18 protein-coding genes are annotated in these 21,117 nt (G+C 29.7%); 6 read left to right on the top strand and 12 right to left on the bottom strand.

Annotated features, from left to right (window positions below; genetic code table 11):
• Positions 1–52: 52 nt before the first annotated feature.
• From ABD771_RS00965 to ABD771_RS00955, 3 genes are all read right to left on the bottom strand, one after another.
• Positions 53–1,270: a DUF1015 domain-containing protein gene (locus ABD771_RS00965; RefSeq protein ID WP_345089345.1), complete on the bottom strand. Its 1,218-nt coding sequence runs from the start codon at positions 1,268–1,270 to the stop codon at positions 53–55.
• Positions 1,271–1,345: 75 nt separating this feature from the next.
• Entirely contained in the window at positions 1,346–2,236 is an 891-nt protein-coding gene (locus tag ABD771_RS00960) for a 3-hydroxyacyl-CoA dehydrogenase family protein (RefSeq protein ID WP_345089342.1), read from the bottom strand.
• 411 nt (positions 2,237–2,647) lie between these two features.
• Positions 2,648–3,616: a Gfo/Idh/MocA family protein gene (locus ABD771_RS00955; protein WP_345089340.1), complete on the bottom strand. Its 969-nt coding sequence runs from the start codon at positions 3,614–3,616 to the stop codon at positions 2,648–2,650.
• A 97-nt stretch (positions 3,617–3,713) separates the two neighbouring features.
• Here ABD771_RS00955 and ABD771_RS00950 point away from each other — a divergent pair, with 97 nt between their 5' ends.
• The 3 genes from ABD771_RS00950 to ABD771_RS00940 are packed head-to-tail and all read left to right on the top strand — an operon-like array spanning position 3,714 to position 9,439.
• Positions 3,714–4,355, top strand: a complete 642-nt coding sequence (locus ABD771_RS00950; protein ID WP_345089337.1) for a protein-L-isoaspartate(D-aspartate) O-methyltransferase — start codon at positions 3,714–3,716, stop codon at positions 4,353–4,355.
• 56 nt (positions 4,356–4,411) lie between these two features.
• Positions 4,412–8,158 carry a transglutaminase domain-containing protein gene (locus ABD771_RS00945; RefSeq protein ID WP_345089334.1) on the top strand — a complete coding sequence of 1,249 codons (3,747 nt, stop codon included), beginning with the start codon at positions 4,412–4,414 and terminating at the stop codon, positions 8,156–8,158.
• A gap of 6 nt (positions 8,159–8,164) precedes the next feature.
• The gene (locus ABD771_RS00940) at positions 8,165–9,439 is read left to right on the top strand and encodes a T9SS type A sorting domain-containing protein (RefSeq protein WP_345089331.1); all 1,275 of its coding nucleotides are present in this window, start codon (positions 8,165–8,167) and stop codon (positions 9,437–9,439) included.
• Between the two features lie 21 nt (positions 9,440–9,460).
• Here the strand turns inward: ABD771_RS00940 and ABD771_RS00935 are convergent, their stop codons facing one another.
• Both ABD771_RS00935 and smpB read right to left on the bottom strand, forming a co-directional pair.
• A complete protein-coding gene (locus ABD771_RS00935; protein WP_345089328.1) occupies positions 9,461–10,510 on the bottom strand; it encodes a Fic family protein in 1,050 nt (349 codons plus the stop codon).
• Between the two features lie 84 nt (positions 10,511–10,594).
• Positions 10,595–11,050, bottom strand: coding sequence for an SsrA-binding protein SmpB (gene smpB / locus ABD771_RS00930; RefSeq protein WP_345089325.1), 456 nt, complete (start codon positions 11,048–11,050; stop codon positions 10,595–10,597).
• Positions 11,051–11,195: 145 nt separating this feature from the next.
• Here smpB and ABD771_RS00925 point away from each other — a divergent pair, with 145 nt between their 5' ends.
• Together ABD771_RS00925 and ABD771_RS00920 are read left to right on the top strand one after the other, a co-directional pair.
• Entirely contained in the window at positions 11,196–11,819 is a 624-nt protein-coding gene (locus tag ABD771_RS00925) for a hypothetical protein (protein ID WP_345089320.1), read from the top strand.
• Between the two features lie 101 nt (positions 11,820–11,920).
• Positions 11,921–12,154, top strand: a complete 234-nt coding sequence (locus ABD771_RS00920; RefSeq protein WP_345089317.1) for a VF530 family protein — start codon at positions 11,921–11,923, stop codon at positions 12,152–12,154.
• 27 nt (positions 12,155–12,181) lie between these two features.
• On the opposite strand, the gene ABD771_RS00915 is transcribed toward ABD771_RS00920, so the two are convergent.
• From ABD771_RS00915 to ABD771_RS00905, 3 genes are read right to left on the bottom strand one after another with little or no spacing between them, the layout of a single operon-like run.
• Positions 12,182–13,726 (bottom strand): hypothetical protein, encoded by a 1,545-nt coding sequence (locus ABD771_RS00915; protein ID WP_345089315.1) that lies wholly within the window; start codon positions 13,724–13,726, stop codon positions 12,182–12,184.
• An 11-nt stretch (positions 13,727–13,737) separates the two neighbouring features.
• On the bottom strand, positions 13,738–14,901 hold the full coding sequence (locus ABD771_RS00910) for an ABC transporter ATP-binding protein (RefSeq protein WP_345089312.1): 1,164 nt from the start codon (positions 14,899–14,901) through the stop codon (positions 13,738–13,740).
• Between the two features lie 16 nt (positions 14,902–14,917).
• A complete protein-coding gene (locus ABD771_RS00905; RefSeq protein ID WP_345089309.1) occupies positions 14,918–15,478 on the bottom strand; it encodes a GNAT family N-acetyltransferase in 561 nt (186 codons plus the stop codon).
• Positions 15,479–15,659: 181 nt separating this feature from the next.
• On the opposite strand from ABD771_RS00905, the gene ABD771_RS00900 reads away from it, so the two are divergent.
• Positions 15,660–17,912: a M1 family metallopeptidase gene (locus ABD771_RS00900; protein ID WP_345089306.1), complete on the top strand. Its 2,253-nt coding sequence runs from the start codon at positions 15,660–15,662 to the stop codon at positions 17,910–17,912.
• Positions 17,913–18,072: 160 nt separating this feature from the next.
• Here the strand turns inward: ABD771_RS00900 and ABD771_RS00895 are convergent, their stop codons facing one another.
• From ABD771_RS00895 to ABD771_RS00880, 4 genes are read right to left on the bottom strand one after another with little or no spacing between them, the layout of a single operon-like run.
• Positions 18,073–18,609, bottom strand: a complete 537-nt coding sequence (locus ABD771_RS00895) for a DUF4199 domain-containing protein (RefSeq protein ID WP_345089303.1) — start codon at positions 18,607–18,609, stop codon at positions 18,073–18,075.
• 38 nt (positions 18,610–18,647) lie between these two features.
• Positions 18,648–20,348: a WG repeat-containing protein gene (locus ABD771_RS00890; RefSeq protein WP_345089300.1), complete on the bottom strand. Its 1,701-nt coding sequence runs from the start codon at positions 20,346–20,348 to the stop codon at positions 18,648–18,650.
• Positions 20,349–20,355: 7 nt separating this feature from the next.
• A complete protein-coding gene (locus tag ABD771_RS00885; RefSeq protein ID WP_345089297.1) occupies positions 20,356–20,751 on the bottom strand; it encodes a DUF1801 domain-containing protein in 396 nt (131 codons plus the stop codon).
• Between the two features lie 9 nt (positions 20,752–20,760).
• On the bottom strand, positions 20,761–21,117 hold the full coding sequence (locus ABD771_RS00880; RefSeq protein WP_345089293.1) for a bleomycin resistance protein: 357 nt from the start codon (positions 21,115–21,117) through the stop codon (positions 20,761–20,763).

The following is a 21,117-nucleotide window of genomic DNA, read 5'->3' as shown; positions in this document are numbered from 1 at the left end:
TTTTGTTATAACTATTTTTAAATATTTCGTAATTCATAATTGTACTTTGTACTTATAGTTCATAAACCATCAATCCACTTCTAAACTTTGGTTCAATATAAGTACTTTTTGGAGGCATGATCAAATTGTTGTCTGCCAGTGCTTTAATTTCTGAGATATCACTTGGAAATAACATAAAGCCTACTTCAAATTCACCTTCGTCAACCAATTCTTTTATGGTTAAAATTGATTGCTTTCCGGGAATATATTCGATTCTTTCGTCGTTTCTTAAATCATCAATTCCTAAAATAGGTTGCAATACCTTATCGTATAAGATTTGGGCATCAAGGTTTTCTAAAATGGATGGATTTTTGTTTTCTTGTTTATAGAATAAAGCATAAAAAGCACCATCCAAATACATTCCAAATTCAAATTTGTCTTGCGGTTTCCAAAGTTCTTGCTCTTTTGATTTTATGATAAAATATTCAGCTAATTTCTCTAAAAAATCTTCTTTAGAATGACCATTCAAATCACGAATAATTCGATTAAATTCATAAATCTTTACATTACTTTCCGCAATTAGAAAACTCATAAAGTAATTCAGATTCTGATTTCCTAAATGATTGTCTTCATCAAATAATAATTCGGCAGAAGCCGAACGGTGGTGACCATCAGCAATATATAATTCTGGAATGTTTTCAAATTGTTTTTCTAACCAAGCTATTTCTGAGTCAGAATCAACTTTCCAAAGTGTATGTTTTTCTTTGTTAGTGGTGGCAAAATGATAAATGGGTTGTTCTTCTTTCTTTTCTGAAATCCAATTGTTGATTTCCGATTTATCTGGATAAGTTATCAAAACAGGTTCTGTATTGAAACCTGTTTGATGCAAATAATCTTTAAATAATTCTACACGATATTGCAAAGTATCTTCGTGTTTTTTGATGACATTATTTTTATAATCATCAATTGAAGTTCCGCATACAATTCCCGTAAAAGATTGAATTTTAGTTTGTATTTCATATAAAAAGAAAGCTGGTTTTTCATCTTCAAGAAAAATGCCATCGTTTTTGAAATCTTGATATTTATGAGCAACACCTTTAAAACGCTTGTCCAAAGTAATCTTTTGTGAATGAACATAGGCAGGATTTATAACATGTAAAAACGAATACGGATTGAAATCCAACCACGAAGCTAATTCAGCAGGCGAATAATCATCATAATTACGACAAGTTACCAACGCGACTTTATCTGGAGTTGGACGAACGGCTTTGAAAGGGATTATTTTACTCATTTATAGTTTTTTAGTACTTAGTAATTAGTCCTTAGTTGCTAATAGCTATAATCTAAGGACTAAATACTAACGACTTTATTTGCTAAATTGTTTAGAAACTTTTTCTGCTTTTTTACTTTCAGAATAATCGTAGAAACCTTCACCTGATTTTACTCCAAGTTTTCCAGCCATTACCATATTCACTAATAGTGGACAAGGAGCATATTTTGGATTTTTGAAACCGTCATACATAACGTTTAGAATTGACAAACAAACGTCAAGTCCAATAAAATCTGCTAATTGTAATGGTCCCATTGGGTGTGCCATTCCTAGTTTCATTACCGTATCAATTTCTTCAACGCCAGCAACTCCGTTATATAAAGTTTCGATTGATTCGTTAATCATAGGCATAAGGATTCTATTTGCCACAAATCCTGGATAATCGTTTACTTCTGTTGGTGTTTTTCCTAGTTTTACTGATAAATCCATAATGATTTTAGTCACATCATCAGAAGTGTTGTAACCACGAATGATTTCCACCAATTTCATAATTGGCACTGGATTCATAAAATGCATTCCGATTACACGTTCTGGATGAACTACTTGCGCAGCTATTTGAGTAATAGAAATAGAAGAAGTATTTGTTGCCAAAATCACGTTATGATCGCAAACTTCACTCAATTGTTTGAAAATATTTAGCTTTAAAGTTACATTTTCTGTTGCAGCTTCTACTACTAAATCAGTTCCAACAACACCATCTTTTATGTCGGTGTAAGTGATAATGTTTCCGATAGTTTTGTGTTTATCATCTTCAGTAATCGTTCCTTTTGCTACCATTCTATCCAAATTGGAAGCTATGGTTGCCATTCCTTTTTCTAAAGATTTTTCAGAAATATCGATTAATTTTACGGTAAAACCGCTTTGTGCAAAAGTGTGAGCAATTCCGTTGCCCATAGTTCCTGCGCCTATTACAGCTATTGTTTTCATTATGTTTGTTTAGTTTGTTTTAAAAATTTGTTTGAATAAGAAAACAGAAAAAATATCCCAAATAATAGAATAATAAATTTATTTTTTTCCCAATTTGTATAGAATATGTAAAGTAAAAAAGGGATACTGATGTATTCTAAAATTTTAAATAATTCATTAATAAATGATTTAAATTTTTCAGGAAAAGTATTCCAAATGGTAAGTAAAAAATATTTTATAAACCATATTAAAGTCAACATTCCGAAGATAATAAGACTCAATACAGAAATTTGTCTTTCATTACTGTTCTCGTCAAATAGACTATTTTTCAAAAAATAAATTAAATAACTAATCACTAAAAGGAATAAAATAATCTTAGTTATTTTTCCAATTTTATAGATTGAAGTTATTATGAATTCTTTTCTTGTCATTTTATCTACTTTCCATTGAATCAATAATCATATAGGCAACTCTCAAAGCTTCGGTTCCATCTTCTAAAGTTACTATTGGAGTTGTATTATTTTCAATGGCATCTGCAAAAGTTTCTAATTCATCTAAAATGGCATTGTTTGGAGAAACTTCTGGATTGGCAAAATAAATTTGTTTCTTTTCGCCTTCTGCATTTTGTAAAATCATATCAAAATCACCAGGAACTTCTGGTGCATCTTTCATTTTTACAACTTCACAAATTTTATCTAAATAGTCCACAGAAATGTAGGCGTCTTTTTGAAAGAAACGAGATTTACGCATGTTCTTCATCGAAATTCTACTAGAAGTTATGTTGGCAACGCAACCATTTTCAAACTCAATTCGAGCATTGGCAATATCTGGAGATTGACTCAAAACAGAAACACCACTTGCGTGAACCGCTTTAACTTTTGATTTTACAACACTCAAAATAGCGTCGATATCGTGAATCATCAAATCTAAAACAACAGGAACATCAGTACCACGAGGATTGAATTCTGCTAAACGATGTGTTTCAATAAACATTGGGCTTTCAATCATATCTTTCACAGCTATAAACGCAGGATTGAATCTCTCCACATGTCCAACTTGACCTTTTATATTGTATTCTTTGGCTAAAGCAATGATTTCTTCTGCTTCTACAACAGTTGTTGCAATTGGTTTTTCTATAAAAACATGTTTACCACTTTTAATAGAAACTTTAGCGCATTTGTAATGAGAAAGAGTAGGAGTTACAATATCTATGACATCTACAGCGTGAATTAATTTGGCGATGGTATCGAAACGTTTATAACCAAACTCAGCAGCTATTTTATCAGCATATTCAGCATTTTCATCATAAAAACCAACTAATTCATATTTTTCAGATTGATTTAACAATCGTAAGTGTATTTTTCCGAGGTGACCGGCACCTAAAACGCCAACTTTAAGCATAAAATAAAATTTTATCAAAAATAGTAATTAATTGATAATTCGTAATTGATAATTGATAATTTGTTTTCTATTTTTACAAAATAAATACTTGCCCAAATTGAAAGATACAAATAAACATCAAGGACTTAGAAATCAACTAGCTAAACAGCTTGAAGAAAAAGGAATTACCGATAAAAACGTTTTGGAAACTATAAAAAAAATTCCAAGGCACTTGTTTTTGAATTCAAGTTTTGAAGATTTTGCCTACCAAGACAAAGCTTTTCCAATAGGTGCTGGACAAACTATTTCACAACCTTATACTGTAGCTTTTCAAAGTCAACTATTAGACGTTAAAAAAGATGATAAAATTCTTGAAATAGGAACCGGTAGTGGTTATCAAACAGCAGTTTTATGTCTCTTAGGCGCAAAAGTATATTCAGTTGAAAGACAAAATGAATTATTTAAAACCACATCATTGTTATTACCCAAACTTGGGATTCGTCCCAAACACTTATCATTTGGTGATGGTTATAAAGGTTTACCAAATCATGCACCATTCGATAGTATAATTGTTACTGCTGGCGCGCCAATCATTCCGAAACCATTGATGGCGCAATTGAAAATAGGAGGTAAGTTAGTTATTCCTGTTGGAGATAGAGAACAAATTATGACAATGTTGATTCGTAAAAACGAAACCCAATTTGAAAAACATGAATTTGGTGATTTTAAATTTGTGCCTCTTTTAGAAAATAAGAATTAATTTACATTATTACATGATAATTATTATATTGTACCAAAATTAAACCAATCAACTTAATGAAGAAAATTGTTGCCATTTGTATCCTGTTTGTAAATATAACATTTGCACAAACAGCTGAAAAAAAAGTATGGGATTTGTTATTGTCAAACAAGCGTGAAGATGCCAGAAAACTTTTCGATAAAGAGTTAAAAGCCAAAATGAACACTAATGTAGATTATTTGATATTGGACGCTATGTTGCAATATGAAATGGGAACACTAGCATTTGATGATCAAATTTTAAAGCAATTTTTAACAACATGTAAAGAGAAAAATTATCTGTATCCAATTTGGTACAAACCTTACATGATGGACAATCCAAATACCAATGGTTACAATGATTATACCTATAAGAAAATAGATCTTTTAGCTGCTTCAGAAGTTTTTGGAAAAGATCCTTTAGTTATTTATTTCAAGGCAGTTTGCGATAGAAAAAGAAAAAACCCACAAGGATTTAGTGACAATATTAAAAAATTGAACGCTATTGAAGATTGGCAATATTGTGGTGCTTTTGAAAATCTAAATGATAGTGGATTAGAAACAGAATACGAACCAGAAGTTTATGCAAACAATGACAAGTTGTTTGATGCTAATAGTAACGGAAAAATTGGTTGGTATATCCCAGTTGATAAGCAGGAGGAAGGCTATCACTTTTATAGTAATGAATCTGAATATGGAGACGGAATTATGTATTCTCAAGTATTCATTGATTCACCTTCTGATAAAGAAGTTTATTTAAATTTTGGTACTAGTTCCTCTATTAAGATCTTTGTGAATGATGCTGAAATTTATGCTAATAATATGGCGGAGCATACGGATTTGAATGCCTTTAGATTAAAATTCAAGTTGTTAAAAGGAACTAATAGATTATTGGTAAAATTCTCAACTAATGCAGGTAATGATAATTTCTTTGTATCAATAACAGATGAATCTAACAATAAGATTTCAGAATTAACTATTTCAAATAAGTTTAAAGCTTACAATAAATCTACCTTAGAGCAATTGAATGTGGTTGAATTGAATCCAACATTTGAAGATTATTTTAAGGATTTGATTGCTAAAAACCCAGGTAATGTTTTATACAAAATTTTATTATTTGAAGCTTATTCTAACAATAGCAAAAATGATTTAGCTAATGATGTTGTAGAAGAATTAATAAAGGAATATCCAAAATCTTCCTTTATTCAAGTACTTCAAATGACTAATTATTCAAATAAAAAGGAAACTCAAAAAGTAGAAGAGATTGCTAAGAACATGGAGATTAATGACGAGTTTTATTACTATAATATTCTCAAAAAAATTCAAGATCAAGAGTGGATGCGTTCGGCAAATATTGTAGAACTTGAAAAGTATCGTGATAAAACAAACACTGTAAAATCAGATATGGTTACAACATTGTTTGATTTTATATTAGCTTCTAGAAAATCAGATATCAATTTAATGATTCAAAAGTTAGAAGATTTATTTGCCAAATCTGATAATAATGAGTTTTATGTAACGTCATTTGCAGGTATTTATGAAAAATTAAAAAATGATAAATCTAAAACCATTAAAATGCTTGAAGATTTAGTTGCTTCTAAAGAAAATCTTATAGCTGTAAACCAATTAAGAGAATATTATGATGATGCTAATAGAAAAGATGAAGTCGAAAAAATGATTCATGATGTTAGTATAAGATATCCCTTTTCAAATGATTTAAGAGTAGATCATATAGAATTTTTAATCGATGAAAACAGATATAGTGAGGCATTGGTTGAAGTTGACAAAGCCTTGGCTAATTTTCCTTATTCATTCTCTTTAATGGAGAAAAAAGGAACTATTTACAATAATATGAATAATGTTAAAGAAGCTGAAAAATTTATTAGACAATCATTATCTCACAATTCAAGTAATAGCTCACTGCGTAAGAAACTTTATGATATTACAAAAACACCAGATGAGATAGAAGAGGTGGCGACCAAAGATATCTATAAAGTGATTAAACAAAGAAGAAATTCAACTTTGAAAGGAGATTTTGGTGTTACAACCCTTTTAGATGAATACATTGTAAATATTTTGCCAGAAGGTGGAAGAAAATCTAAGGTTACTTTTCTTTATGAAATTACTTCAGAAAAAGGAATTGAGGAACTGAAAGAGTACAGCATAGAATCTTATAGTAATACTGTTTTAAAATCTGAAATTGTTAAGCAAGATGGTTCTATAGTTCCTGCAGAGGAAGGTGATGGCACTCTAGTATTTACCGATTTGAAAGTAGGTGATGTAATTTATATTCAATATGAAAGATATGAGAATTCTTATGGAAGATTTTATAAAGATTTTGATTTGTCATGTTATTTTAATAGTTACTATCCTGCGGTAGAAGCAGTTTTCGGATTTATCTATCCTCCAGGAACAGATTATATTTCAGATTTTATTAATGGAACAGTTCCGTCTACAACAAAAAAAGTGAATAATAAAACTTATATGATTTGGAAAAGAACTAATGTTCCTGCAATGGCTCTTTCTGAATCTTATGCACCAAATTTTAGTGACTTGACAAATACTATTAGAATTAGTACAATAAAGTCTTGGAAAGAAATTTCAAATTGGTATTCTGATTTGGTTAAGAAAAATTTGAAATTAGATAAAATTACAAAGAAGGCCTTTACTGAAATTTTTCCAAATGGTGTAACAGGAATTTCTCAAGAGGAAATAGCTAAAAAAATATACTCTTATATTGGAAATAATATTAAATACAGCTCTTTAGATTTTAGACAAAGTGGTTATGTTCCTCAAAAACCATCAAAAACTATTACAACTAAACTTGGAGATTGTAAAGATGTTTCAACGTTATTTGTAGCCTTATCTCAATTGGCTGGAATGAAAGCCAATTTGGTATTGGTAACTACAAATGATAATGGATTTACTTCTATGTTATTGCCATCAAATGATTTCAATCATTGTATTGTAAAAGTTGCAATTGATGGTAAAGATTATTTTTTAGAGCTAACAGATAAATACCTTCCATTTAAAGCATTACCTAGTAGTTTGTATAATGCCAATGCACTTGTGATATCATTTGATAAAGCTGAAAATGAGAAATCTAAAATTATTGCAATTCCATTCGATAACGCTTTGAGAAATGTCACAAATGCTGTAACAGCCATGACAATTGATGATAAATCAAAAAGTTTTACAAATACATTTACAATAAGTGGTGCCAATAAATCTTATTACAATGAAATGTTTTCTGATGCAACTACAGAAGATGTTCGTAAGAAAAGAATAGAAGAAGATTATAATTCTAAATTAAAAAAAGTGGTTTCATTGCAATCTTCTAAAGTAATTAAAAACGAAACTTACGATAAAGATATTACGTTTGAAACACAATTTACAATCTCTGAAAGAATTCAAACTGTAGGTAATCTTAAAATTACTGATATTCCGTTTTTAGATAAAGTTTACACTAGAGATATTATATCTTTGGAAAGTAGAAAATATGATATTGATTATTTTTCTTATGAAACAAGTAATGAATATAATTCCGAAGTAATTTTAAATATTCCACAAGACAAAAAGTTTACTGAAGTTCCAGAAGGAAAAACGTTCACTTTTAAAGGTCATAAATATCAAATAGCCTTTGAATTGTTTAAACCAAATACATTAAAGGTTGTTAGAACGGTAACTTTAAATTGGGATAAAATTTCTACAACAGATTATTTAGAGTATAAAAAGTATGTTGAAGATGTAATTGCCGCAGAAGAACAGATAGTTGGATTTAAATAAAAAAATATGAAATTATTATTATTACTTTTTCCGTTTTTAACTTTTTCTCAAGGTTATACTAGCTATTTTACTGGAAGTCCTACTAATATTAATACTACAACTCAGTTTGGTGTATGTTTGATGGGAGGAGCGACAGAAAATGATAATGCTATGCGTTGGTTGTTACAAAAAGCTAATGGTGGTGATGTTGTGGTTTTAAGGTCATCAGGAAGTAATGGTTATAATAATTATTTATATTCGCAATTAGGTGTGACTGTAAATTCTGTAGAAACATTAGTAATAACTTCAGTTGCAGGAGCAATTAATCCTTATGTACTTAATAAAGTGGCCAATGCCGAAATGATTTGGTTTGCTGGTGGCGATCAATGGAATTATGTTTCCTTCTTTAAAGATAATGCTTTAGAAGATTTATTAAACAACCATATTAATGTGAAGCATGCTCCAATTGGTGGAACAAGTGCTGGTATGGCTATTTTGGGTAGAAATTATTTTTCTGCCCAAAATGGTTCTGTTACATCAACCCAAGCATTAAATAATCCCTATCACTCTAATATTACATTGGGAACCAATGACTTTATAAATATTCCTATACTAAACAATGTAATTACTGACACACATTTTGATAATCCAGACAGAAAAGGTAGATTAACTACTTTTTTAGCGCGTTTAAACGCTAATTCATTCTATAATAATTATGGTATTGCTTGCAATGAATATACCGCAGTTTGTATTGATGATCAAGGAAACACTCAAGTATTTGGTGATTATCCAAATTATCAAGAGTTTGCTTATTTTGTAGTTCCTTATTGCGTTTCAAATAATAATCCAGAAACAATGCAAGCTAATGTTCCTTTAAGTTGGAATTTTAATGGTAGTGCAATTTTTACTTATAAAGTTGCTGGTTTACCAAATGGTTCTACTATTTTTAATTTATATAATTTATTTGTAGAAGGAATAGGTCAAGGTGGTGATTGGAAAAATTGGACAGTAAATAATGGCGTTTTTAGTGAAGTTAACGGAAATCAAGCTATATCATGTTTATTAAATACAACCGATATAGTGAGTAATAAAGAATTACTTTATCCAAATCCAGTAAATGATTTTTTAAGAATTGGCATTTCAGGTATTGAAAAAATTGAATTCTTTGATTTGAAAGGTAGATCTTTTTTGGTTAATTGGAATTCAAATGTAATTGATGTTTCTAATCTATCTAAAGGAATATATATTGCTAAGATTTACGTTGATGATAAAGAAATAATTCAAAAAGTTATTAAAAACTAAAACCCACTGAATTCAGCAGGTTTATTGTTCAATTATGTTTATATAGCGCTCTAAGCATTCTTTTTCTACTTGTGCTATGAAAAGTAAAAAATCTTCTTTGTTATTTGAAGTTTGTGCTGTTTCAAGCGTTTTATAATAATTCATTCTAGTTTCGTAATCTCCTTTTATATTGGCAATCACGTATCCGTTTTGTAAAAGAATAAGATTCATAATTAAACGAGAAGTTCTACCATTTCCATCTATGAACGGATGAATAGTTACTAGTCTTTCATGCATTTCTGCAGCTAGAATAACTGGATGCATCTTGCTTTTGTTTTCTTCATACCAAATGAAATAGTCTTCCATTTCTTTTGCAACAATATAAGGTTGTGGCGGCATGTGGCTACTTCCTTTTATCATAACTTGAACACGACGATAACGACCAGCATCTTCAGGAATAATTCCTCTTAAAATTAAATTGTGAACAGACAGTAATTCTCTTTCATTTAAAGGAAAATTGCGTTCCATTAATTGTTTAATGTAGGTTATAGCTTCAACGTGATTAATTGCCTCTAAATGTTCACGCATACTTTTTCCAGAAATAGTCAATCCTTCATTGATAACTAAATCGGTTTCACGTAATGTAAGAGTGTTTCCTTCTATTCTGTTACTTTCAAAAGTGTATTCTAACTCTAATGCTTGTGCAATTCTAAAACTATCAAATTGACGAAATTGGTTTAATTTTGTTTTTAGTGCATCAATTTCATTTAAAATATTTTGTAAATTTTTAGAAATTGATTTTCTAACGAAACTTACATTATATTTTATTTGTTCTTCGGCAAGTATCATTGCTTTCAAAGCTAATTCATCTGTACCTATTTCATAAAGAATACGCTCTTTTAACCATGCAACCATTAAGGTTTCATAATCTAAATCTAAAACTTGTGCTAACTTGGCAACTTGCTCTTTAGTAGGCTTTCTAGAGCCGCTTTCAAACTTACTAATCAATGCTTGATCAATACCTAAAAGTTGTGCTAACTCTCTAGTTTTTATTCCTTTTTCTTCTCTAGCATTTTTTAATAAAGTTCTCATTTCAACATAAATGTTTTATTTTGTCTTGACAAATTTAGTCATTTTTTTAAGATAAAAAAAACAATAACAACATTTTTTAAAATTTTAAAATGATTTTTTAATTCGTTCGATATCACGCTTGGTATCTTGTTCTTTTAAAGATTCGCGTTTATCGTAGGTTTTCTTACCTCTACAAAGTCCAATTTCGAGTTTGGCTAACCCTTTTTCGTTAGTAAACAAACGTAACGGAATTATGGTTAAACCTTTAGTATCAATACTTTTTTCTAATGATTTAAGCTCTCTTCTATTAAGTAGCAGTTTTCTTTCGCTTCTAGCTTTATGATTAAACTGATTACCAAAAGAGTATTCCTCTATAGAAGTATTAATGGCAAAAAGTTCGTTATGTTCATTAAACTCACAAAAACTTTCAGTGATGTTGGCTTTTCCTAGTCTAATAGATTTTATTTCAGTTCCTGTCAATACAATTCCAGCCGAATAAGTTTCGATTATCTCATAATCAAATTTGGCTCTTTTATTAAGTATGTTGGCTGTTTTTATCATTCTGAGGCAAATGTACTAACTAAATAATGAAAAATAAAAGTAAAATTATTTAGTATCAAAAAAAATTTCAAACTATGATTTATATCAGTTTTTTTAAGAAAACTTGACAATAAATTTGTCCTATAATTTTAAAACTACAAACAAAATGAAAAAATTTTTATTAGTTGCATCAATAGCATTATTTGGTTTAACTGCAAATGCACAAGAGAAAGAAAACAAAGGATTAGAAGGAACATGGTGGGTAGCTGGTCAAGTATCTTTTTCATCTGATGAAGAAGTTGGAACAAAAACTACTTCTAACACAATCTTACCTGTTGCTGGATATTTCGTATCACCTGATGTAACTTTAGGATTAGGAATAGGTGTTATTGGATCAAAAGAAGAGACAACTGTTGGTACTACAACTACTACAACTAATGATGTAACAGCATTAGTGATTCAACCTCTTGTAAGAAAGTATTGGGGTCTTGGAGGAAAATTTTATTTCTTCGGTCAAGCTTCACTTCCTATTACAATGGGAAAAGATAAACTTTCTGATGATAAAGTTACTTCTTTTGGAGTAGATATTGCTCCAGGTTTTGATTTTATCGTTAATAAATGGATGATTGTTGAAACTACTTTTTCATTAGTAAATTTAACTTCTACTTCAACTAATCCAAATGTTGGTGATAGTACAAGCGACTTTAGTTTTAATGCAAATCCATTCGATTTAAATCCAGGAAACAGAAGTGTTGGTGGATTAAGAGTGGGTGTTAAATTTTTATTCTAAGAGATTAGATTATATTTAGAGTTATTGGTTAGTCCCGATTTAGTTCGGTCGGAAAGGTCATCATTTTTTAATGATGACTTTTTTATGTGTATATTTGGCAAATGGAAAACAGTAAATCAAAAGACCCACTACACGGTATAACTTTGCAAAAAATAGTAGAACAATTAGTAGATTTTTATGGATTTGATACGTTGGCAGAATTGATTAAAATTAAATGTTTTTCAGATAATCCAAGTGTAAAATCTAGTCTTACCTTTCTAAGAAAAACGGATTGGGCAAGAAAAAAAGTAGAAGAACTTTATATTAGAACTTTACCCAAATTAAAAACCCTTTAAAAATTAATTTAAAGGGTTTTTAAGTTATTAGTTTTCGGCAATTCCGCGCCATTGTTTTATTTTTCTTGAAAAGAATACCATCATTAAGAAAATGAATAATACATTAAACCATAATAATTCATAGATATAATCTTTTAAAAATGAAATGAATGGAAACTTCTCATTTCGCAAACCAATATCAATAATTTCATAATAATTTGTAGTGGTTTTAGCTAATTCTAAAACAATAGCATATAATATCGGACCAAAAGAAGGCAACAACCAGAGTGATGCATTTAAAGTGATTCCAGAAATTCCTTTTCCTTTTTTTCTATGAATTACTAGTGAAAAATATACAAAAAGAATAATGGTAAGTAATAATAATGCTGACAAATAAAAATATTCAGAGGATATAATCGCAGTCAAGATTCCTATTAAAATATTTATAACTCCAAGAGCCACAATAGCAATTAAGAAATTTCTTCCAGAGGTTACTCTAAATGAAAATAATACTATTGAAAATCCAATAGCGATATAAAACAACAATAAAATTGATTCAATACTTACACTCGGTTTTGTCCAACTATTAGAGATTGTCTCATAAGAATGTTTTAAAGAATTTTCAGGCACATAATATTTATTATATACGTAGTAGGTGTCTTTAACTTTCTTTACATATTGCTCTGAGGTATCTATTTGATTCCTTCTTATTTCATTTTCATAATCATAGGATACTTCAAATTCTTCTGCTCCAATGTTTTTATATTTCTCAAATTTTGGATAATCATAAACTAATTCGGTCCATTTTTCTTCATCGATATTTGCTTTTAATTTATGTTCTTTAACAATAGCCAAGTAATTTTTGAATAAAGATTTTACCGAATCTTTTTTGTTGTAAAACAACCAATCTTTTATCTTTATTTTTCGCAAAGAGTCTTCATTATATCCAAAGAAACTGTAGGAGTTAACGTTTTTATCTAACAATGAAAAATTTGAATATTTTCTTCCTCTGTAGAAAAAATGGTCTTTAATTGTGGCTGAATCAACAACAGCTGGCGCTGAATCAGCATAAGGAGCCGCTTCAATCATAGCATCACCTTCATAATTATCATTATTATAATGATAACTATAAGAACCCGATACAAAAAAGGAACCCTGACTCAAAATTTCACATCTTTTTTTAGCTTCACTTTCAGTGTAATAGCTTCTCACTTTTAAATCTTTACCATATAAATAAGACATTATTAGTGAACTATTAAGAAAACAAACTAGAAGAATTAGCAACCATTCTTTAAACAATGAAAAGTTGTTTTTGGGATAATATGATTTTAAAGCATTGTTTTTTAAATAATAAACCAGCCAAACTATAGCTGTTAATATAGAAATCATCACACTAAAGAAAATAATAATACCGTCATTATCATTTCTAGAATAATCATTGTCGGTTTCGGTAAAATCAATAGCACCATTCAAATAACCCAAAAGGATGAAGATAATATTGAATAAAATAAGAAACACACTTACAGGAACAATTTTTAAATTCCAAAGTAAGGGATGATTTATTAGGAGGTATTTTTGAATATTTTTAAACATAATTTCTAGATTTAGGATACAAAAAAGCGACGAGTTGAGTTGGAAATATTTCTAAAATACTGTACAGGAATTTTTTCTGAAACAAGTAGATTCATAAAGTTGTAAACAGTGATGTTTTCTTTGAAACTAACGATGTAAGTACCACCATTAAATTGCAGTGAAACCAAATCTAATTTTTCAAAAGTTTCTCCCAATTGACTTTGAGACCATTCACTTTCAAACTCAATAACCAAATAATTTTCAATTGGAATTTCATTTTCTGAAACAGATTTTTCGTGAAGATTTTTCTGTTTTCCATGCTTTAAGAAAATCACTTGATCTGAAGTTTTTTCAACCTCATACAATTGCTGTGAACTCAATACAATTCCAATAGGTCGGAAAGGAGATTTTGCAATGGCTTTGAAATCTTCAAGTACAGTTTGTTGTGCTAAGATATCTAAATTTGCTAATGGCTCATCTATCAACAATATTTTTGGTTTTCTTAAAAGCATTCGTGCTAATTCAAAACGCATTTTGTATCCAGAAGATAAACTCTTCCAACTGTGATTTCTAAATTTTCGTAACCCTAATCTAGCGATTATTAATTCTATAATCAATTCATTTTCTTCAGGTTTGTAACCATAACTAGAAGCCGTGAATTGTAAGTTCTCAAACATAGAGCCATACCAAGTATCGGTCCTTTGAGGTATGTAAACTAATCTTGTTCTCAAATCGTAGTGATCATCATACTTAAAATGATAGTTTATGGTGCCACCAGTTGCATAAAGTTCACCACATAAGCAACGTAAAAGTGTTGTCTTACCATTTCCATTTTCACCAACTAAACCAAGAATTTCTCCCTGACGTAATTCCATTTCAATGGGACCTAGGCCAAAACTAGAACTTCCATAACTTTTCTCTAAACCACTTGTAGAAACTAAAACTTGCTTTTCTGCAATTTGTTTATTTATAAGTGTTGCATGTAAATCTGAAAGAACAGCTTGATACTTTTCTTTTTTGCCTTCAACATTAGTTTCGTTTTGGTCGAGCCAAATTAAAAAATCATTAGTTTTTTTGTAATGATTTAAATCCTCAGTGTCTAAGGTTAAATCAATAATTCTTTTGGTAAGAATTGTGAAATCATCAAACTTGAGAAAGTTTAATAACTCTTGATATTGTTTTTCAAATTCGTTCATGTAATGTATTGGTTGATTATTTTTTAAAGTTTCTTTTCAATATTGAATAGATAACGGTATGCCAAAATTTACCATCATAATATTCATTTTCTAATATATGAGCTTCTTTTACAAAGCCATTTTTTTGGAGAACACGCTCCGAAGCAATATTGTCAGGATCAATAACAGCTTCTATAGAATGCATCTTCATGTCTTCGAAGCCATATTCTAAAACAGCTTTTATAGCTTCTGTAACGATACCTTGTCCGTTATATTGTGGTAAAATCATATAACCTATTTCACAACGATGATTTTCGGGTTGAATTCTATAGTGACCAATAATTCCTATAAGTTTTGGATTTCCTTTTACAGTTATAGCCCAATTAATTCCTTCATTTTTTTCAATCTTTTCCTCAATCATATTAAAATGATTTAAAGCATCTTCTTCGGTTATAATCAACGGACGCGGAATGAACTTCATCGTTTCAGGATTACCTCTAAGTTCTAGTATTTCATTTAGGTCATCTATTGAAACTCGTCTTAAAAACAAACGTTCTGTTTCAAGATTTTTAAAGGGATGAAAGTTGATTTCAATCATAAACAAATTATTATTTTGTGAAATTAAACATAAAACTAAAATTAGTGTAACATTTTTTTATTTATTTGCTCTAATAATTAAATACTCAATTTATGAAATCGCCATAAACACGAGTTTGCGAATGCAAAAACCAATGAAAATAGCGATACATATGCACCAAAAAAACAAATAATATTTACATATGAAACATTTTCTTATCAAAGCATTTGCTCTTGGAACTTTAGTTTTAAGCTTCTCAACTGCAACAGCACAGCAGACGCCTGCGAGTTCAAACTACAACTACAATGAAGCATTTGGTAACAATTTTTATACCAAAAACGCTACTGAAACGCGTTCTGCAAGTGGCCAACCAGGTCCAAAGTATTGGCAAAACAGAGCCGACTATTCAATTACTGCTTCTTTAGACGAGAAAACAAATGAAATTAAAGGTTCAGAAGTTTTGACTTATACCAATAATAGCCCAGATAAATTGAGTTTTTTATGGCTTAATTTAGACCAAAATTTATTCAAAAAAGATTCTAGAGGAAACGCTATTATTCCTTTAAAAGGAAGTAGAAATGGAGCGAAAGGGCAAGATTTTGATGGTGGATTCAGAATTAATTCAATAAAAGTAGTTACAACAGTAGCTGGAAAATCATCTGAAAAACAGGCAAAATTTACTATTACAGACACAAGAATGCAGGTAGATTTACCTCAAAGCTTAAATGCAAATGGCGCTTCTGTAAAACTAAAAATTGACTTTGCATTTGTATCGCCAGAATATGGTTCGGACAGAATGGGAGTTTTAGAAACTAAAAATGGAAAGATATTCACCATGGCACAATGGTATCCAAGAATGTGTGTGTATGATGATGTTCGCGGTTGGAATACAAGACCTTATTTAGGTGCAGGTGAATTTTATTTAGAATATGGTGATTTTGATGTAACGATTACAGCTCCTGCATCACACATTGTTGTTGGTTCTGGTGAATTATTAAACCAAAATGAAGTTTATACAGCAGAGCAACAGAAACGTTGGACTGTAGCAAAAGCAAGTGATAAAACAGTTATGATTAGAACTGCAGATGAGGTAACTAATGCGTCATCAAGACCAGCAGGAAAAACAACTCTGACTTGGAAATTTAAAATTAAAAATTCACGTGATTTTTCTTGGGCTTCTTCACCAGCTTTTGTAGTTGATGCTGCTAAAATCAATCTTCCAAGTGGAAAAAAATCATTGGCTATTTCTGCTTATCCAGTAGAAAGCAATGGAAATAACGGTTGGGAACGTTCTACAGAATACACAAAAGCTTCCATTGAAAATTATTCTAAAAGATGGTTTGAATATCCTTATCCAGCAGCAACCAATGTAGCTGGAAACGAAGGTGGAATGGAGTATCCTGGAATTGTTTTCTGTAGTTGGGAATCTAGAGGTGCTGATTTATGGGGAGTTACAGATCATGAGTTTGGACATATTTGGTTTCCAATGATTGTGGGTTCTAATGAGCGTTTATTTGCATGGATGGACGAAGGATTTAATACGTTTATCAATGGTTTAAGTTCTCAAGATTTTAATAACGGTGAATACAAGCAACCTGTGACAGATATGCACCAAGCGGCTTTTGTATTGAGTAATCCAGAAATGGAACCTGTAATTGCTGCTCCAGATAATTTGAAAGAAGCTAATCTTGGAATTTTAGCTTATTACAAACCAGGTTCTGGGTTAGAAATGTTAAGAAATTCTATAGTAGGACCAGAGCGTTTTGACAAAGCTTTTAGAGTATATGTTGAGCGTTGGGCATACAAACATCCTCAACCAGATGATTTCTTTAGAACTTTTGAAAATGTAACTGGAGAAGATTTAGGATGGTTTTGGAGAGGTTGGATTATGAACAATTGGCCATTAGACCAAGCTATTACTAAAGTTAAGTATGTTAAAGGTAATGCTAAAAATGGTGCTACAATAACCATTCAAAATCTTGAAAAAATGCCTATGCCTGTTGTTGTAGAAATGAAAACTAAAACTGGAAAAACATCAAGAAAAACATTGCCTGTAGAAATTTGGCAACGCAACAATTCATGGACTTTTAATGTAGATACTAACGAAGAATTAGAATCAATAACTTTAGATCCAGATAAATCATTTCCTGATGTAAATGAAGAAAACAACGTTTGGACAGATGCTAAGAATGGAGTAGAGAAGAGCAAAGGTCTTGATGCTTACGTTGGTGAATACTCAAGTACTAAAATTCCTTTAAAAATTAGCTTCACTGAAGAAGATGATAGTTTAGTAATCAACTCACCTGGACAACCTTCAACACCTCTAGATGATAAAGGAAATGGTAAGTTTACTTTAGAACAAGCAGGTTTGACTGTTCAATTCAACAATACCAAAGATGGTTTTACACTTTCAATAAGCGGACAAACTTTTGAATTTACTAAGGATAAAAAATAATTAAATATTAAAATATAAAAAAAGGTACGTTTTAAATTACGTACCTTTTTTATTATAATTATTTTCGAATCGTTTCGCGACTTCAAGAAGTAACGATGAACCAATACCAAGTCTTTACAAATAAAACTAAAACTTTAAATTAAATACCTTTCCGATTTCATTACTTATTGTTTTTTAAAATGTCAATTAACTTGATGATTAAAGCACTTATCAATGAAAAAACGATTCCAATGGGTAGAATCTCGATATAGGTCATGCCAATTACAAATAAAGGATTTTTATAGGATTCCTTCATTTGGTTTATTTCATCAAATTTTGCTTGTAAATCTACTGCATTTATACCACTTGATTGCAAATTTTTAATTTCCATTGCCGAATATTTTTCCATAAAATCAGGATAGAAATTATATAATTCTACAAGCCATACTAAAACATAAATAGTAGAAATTAATAGTGCAATCAATAATCCAATAGTGAATGCTTTACCAAATGTTATTATTCCGTTATTTACAGTATCACGATATTGCTTCATTCCTACGAATGTGAAGGCAAAACCTATAAACATTCCAGTAAATCCTATAATATAACTTAAAGTGGCATCTTCAAGATTTTTAGAATGAACATAGACACTTATTCCAGAAAATAAAGCCACAATTAGTCCGCCAATTAGTCCATTTTTTAAAATGATATTTTTCATAATATTGTTTTTAGCTTAGTTAATCAAAGATACTAATTTTATTTATCTGAAATAAAAACCATATTTTTTTGTGAATCAATATAATAACTATCTTTTCGTTTATCAATTATTTCTAATCCTTGGTAGATTTTGTTGTAATAAAAACGTTCGTCATAGTTTGTCGTAGTAGATAGAGGAATAATAATTTTTCCTTCAAAATTGCAAACGCCCAATTTATTACCTTGTGAAATCATAAAATAATTACCTCCGAAATACTTAAAATAATTATAATCAAATGATACTATTGTTTTATTAGATCTTATGTTTAAAATTGATGAAACATCGTTGGTTTTCTTACTTGAATCTTTTTTCGATACAAAAACAAAATCGTTATGATAACTTTTTTGTAAATAATCATATTCATTTGGAATTAAATTCTTGAAATCATTATCTAATAAGCCATATTTGTTGTCTTTCTTATAAATGAAATAGGCGTTTTTATTATGATAATCATGATCTATTGGCATGGCCATTTCACCATATGGACTTGGTTCTTCAATAGTGCATTCTGGAACAATAGATTCATATATAATTTCGGTTAATGGTTTTCCTTCCTTTGAAATAAAACCTTCCTTAGCGTTTAATTTTACTTTATAAAAAGCAATACCGGTTTCATATCTGTTGAAATAAACTTCAATATTTTCATATTCAAATGGTATTATTTCGGTTCCATTAGGATGAATAACACCATACTTTTTATCTTTTTTTGCAACCATAAAATCAGCACTTGCTGACCCAAAAGAATCGTAAATAAAATCGGTTAATGGTTTTAAATCCAGATCGAAAATAGCCAATTTTCCATTTTTCTTCAAACGATAAATTGTATTAAATTTATCTATATTTTCATAAGTTTCAGGAAGTAATAATTCACCTTTTTCATTATAAAGAAGGTATTTTTTATCTTTAATGGCAATGAATCTTCCTTTTTCTGGTTTAGTAATGTAATTGAATTCCACAGGAATTAACAGTTTATTCGTCGATAAATCAACCAAACCTTGAAGATAAAATTTATCAACTTTATTTTGAACTAGTGCTAAATTGTTATCAAGTTTTTCATAAACATTACCATAAGGTGTTGTAATTTTTACAGGAGGTTTTTCATCATTACTATTTCTTGCAAAACTATAATCTCTGCTTTCTTCTATTACAGGTGCATCGTTATTTTGCATTTCTACATTTTTCTTTAGGAGTTTTCCTTTTGGTGTAAAAATCAATTCTTCATCTCCCAAATTTGCAACAACAACCGAATCAATCACAACCTCTTTTTTATGATTTCTTTTTACACTTCTTTTCTCTTCGTTATGAATGTAATCATATTGAACAGGCAAAATTTGTTTTCCTGTATTGGAAATCAAGCCATACTTTTTCCCAATTTTTACAGGATAGTTTTCATGAAAGCCAAACATTACAGTCGTGTAACTTATGTTTAATCCTTCAATTCCATCATAAATGGCTGGTGTGATTTCTTTAGCATTGTTATCTAAAATACCAAATTTATTGTTTTTTAAATAGATGGCATACACTAAAAGCGGTTTCATTGAAACGGTATCAAAAGCAGAGATGAGTTGGTATTTTTTTGTTCCAATTAACTTGTCGTAATCCACTCTGTTTAAAACACCACTTTTGTCGTAGGTTAATTTAGTTTGTGCAAATTGATTACTTGTAATTAACAAAACAAGCAACATAAATAATTTTTTCATTTTCATTTTATTTTAAACGTTCTAATACACCTTTTCGTTTTACAATATTTTTATAATCCCATTGAATTACTTTCGATTTTTGAAGCCAACGTTCTATATCAGAAGCGTTTATTTCATCAACAGAGGTATAGGTTTTTGAAGCATCTTTAAACTTTCCTGAACCTAATTTAAGTTCAGATTCTTCAAAACTAGCGCCACTCCAAAACATCAATCGTACTCCATTTTTTAGTTTGTCATAACCTACAATTGGGTTTCCATTATCAAACCAAACAGGATGTGCATGCCATACTTTATTTTCAAAATCGGAAAGATGTTTTTGAATGATTTCCAACAATTTGTCACAAGTAGCTTTGTCTTCAGTTGATTTTGAATTGTTATAGCTTAAAATATCTTCATGAATCATAATTTCTTTTTACAAGCTTTCGCCAAAAGTTAGTAAATTCTTATCAGGATCAAGTATCGAAAATTCTCTTTGTTGCCAAGGTTTATTTTCCAGTTGTCCGTTGGGATGAATCCAAACTTTTGTATCTAAAAATGTTTGATACAAGTTGTCAATAGCATTAGTTCTTATATAAACTTGACCATAATTCTCATCTAGATTTAAATCTTTAAACTCAAAGAAATGTATTTGAATTTCGTCTTTTTGTACCATCAAATAGCCATCATAATCAGCACTTCCAAACAATTGAAAACCTAATTTGTTGAGGTAAAAATCCATCGTAATTTTCTTGTTACGCATAGGAAGTTTTGGGTTGATATCTGTGAGCAT

Origin of the sequence: Flavobacterium chungnamense (assembly GCF_039539165.1) — a bacterium.
Lineage (GTDB): Bacteria > Bacteroidota > Bacteroidia > Flavobacteriales > Flavobacteriaceae > Flavobacterium > Flavobacterium chungnamense.
Note: the sequence above shows the minus strand (reverse complement) of the source record. Positions and strands in the feature narration are given on the sequence as shown.

Bases quoted from the DNA above. Each gene is read 5' to 3' on its own strand.
- ABD771_RS00960 (WP_345089342.1), bottom strand. From the start codon at position 2,236: ATGAAAACAATAGCTGTAATAGGCGCAGGAACTATGGGCAACGGAATT.
- ABD771_RS00905 (WP_345089309.1), bottom strand. From the start codon at position 15,478: ATGATTGAAATCAACTTTCATCCCTTTAAAAATCTTGAAACAGAACGT.
- ABD771_RS00920 (WP_345089317.1), top strand. From the start codon at position 11,921: ATGGAAAACAGTAAATCAAAAGACCCACTACACGGTATAACTTTGCAA.
- ABD771_RS00885 (WP_345089297.1), bottom strand. From the start codon at position 20,751: ATGATTCATGAAGATATTTTAAGCTATAACAATTCAAAATCAACTGAA.
- ABD771_RS00910 (WP_345089312.1), bottom strand. From the start codon at position 14,901: ATGAACGAATTTGAAAAACAATATCAAGAGTTATTAAACTTTCTCAAG.
- ABD771_RS00890 (WP_345089300.1), bottom strand. From the start codon at position 20,348: ATGAAAAAATTATTTATGTTGCTTGTTTTGTTAATTACAAGTAATCAA.
- ABD771_RS00935 (WP_345089328.1), bottom strand. From the start codon at position 10,510: ATGAGAACTTTATTAAAAAATGCTAGAGAAGAAAAAGGAATAAAAACT.
- ABD771_RS00945 (WP_345089334.1), top strand. From the start codon at position 4,412: ATGAAGAAAATTGTTGCCATTTGTATCCTGTTTGTAAATATAACATTT.
- ABD771_RS00940 (WP_345089331.1), top strand. From the start codon at position 8,165: ATGAAATTATTATTATTACTTTTTCCGTTTTTAACTTTTTCTCAAGGT.
- ABD771_RS00915 (WP_345089315.1), bottom strand. From the start codon at position 13,726: ATGTTTAAAAATATTCAAAAATACCTCCTAATAAATCATCCCTTACTT.
- ABD771_RS00925 (WP_345089320.1), top strand. From the start codon at position 11,196: ATGAAAAAATTTTTATTAGTTGCATCAATAGCATTATTTGGTTTAACT.
- ABD771_RS00895 (WP_345089303.1), bottom strand. From the start codon at position 18,609: ATGAAAAATATCATTTTAAAAAATGGACTAATTGGCGGACTAATTGTG.
- ABD771_RS00880 (WP_345089293.1), bottom strand. From the start codon at position 21,117: ATGCTCACAGATATCAACCCAAAACTTCCTATGCGTAACAAGAAAATT.
- smpB (WP_345089325.1), bottom strand. From the start codon at position 11,050: ATGATAAAAACAGCCAACATACTTAATAAAAGAGCCAAATTTGATTAT.
- ABD771_RS00965 (WP_345089345.1), bottom strand. From the start codon at position 1,270: ATGAGTAAAATAATCCCTTTCAAAGCCGTTCGTCCAACTCCAGATAAA.
- ABD771_RS00955 (WP_345089340.1), bottom strand. From the start codon at position 3,616: ATGCTTAAAGTTGGCGTTTTAGGTGCCGGTCACCTCGGAAAAATACAC.
- ABD771_RS00900 (WP_345089306.1), top strand. From the start codon at position 15,660: ATGAAACATTTTCTTATCAAAGCATTTGCTCTTGGAACTTTAGTTTTA.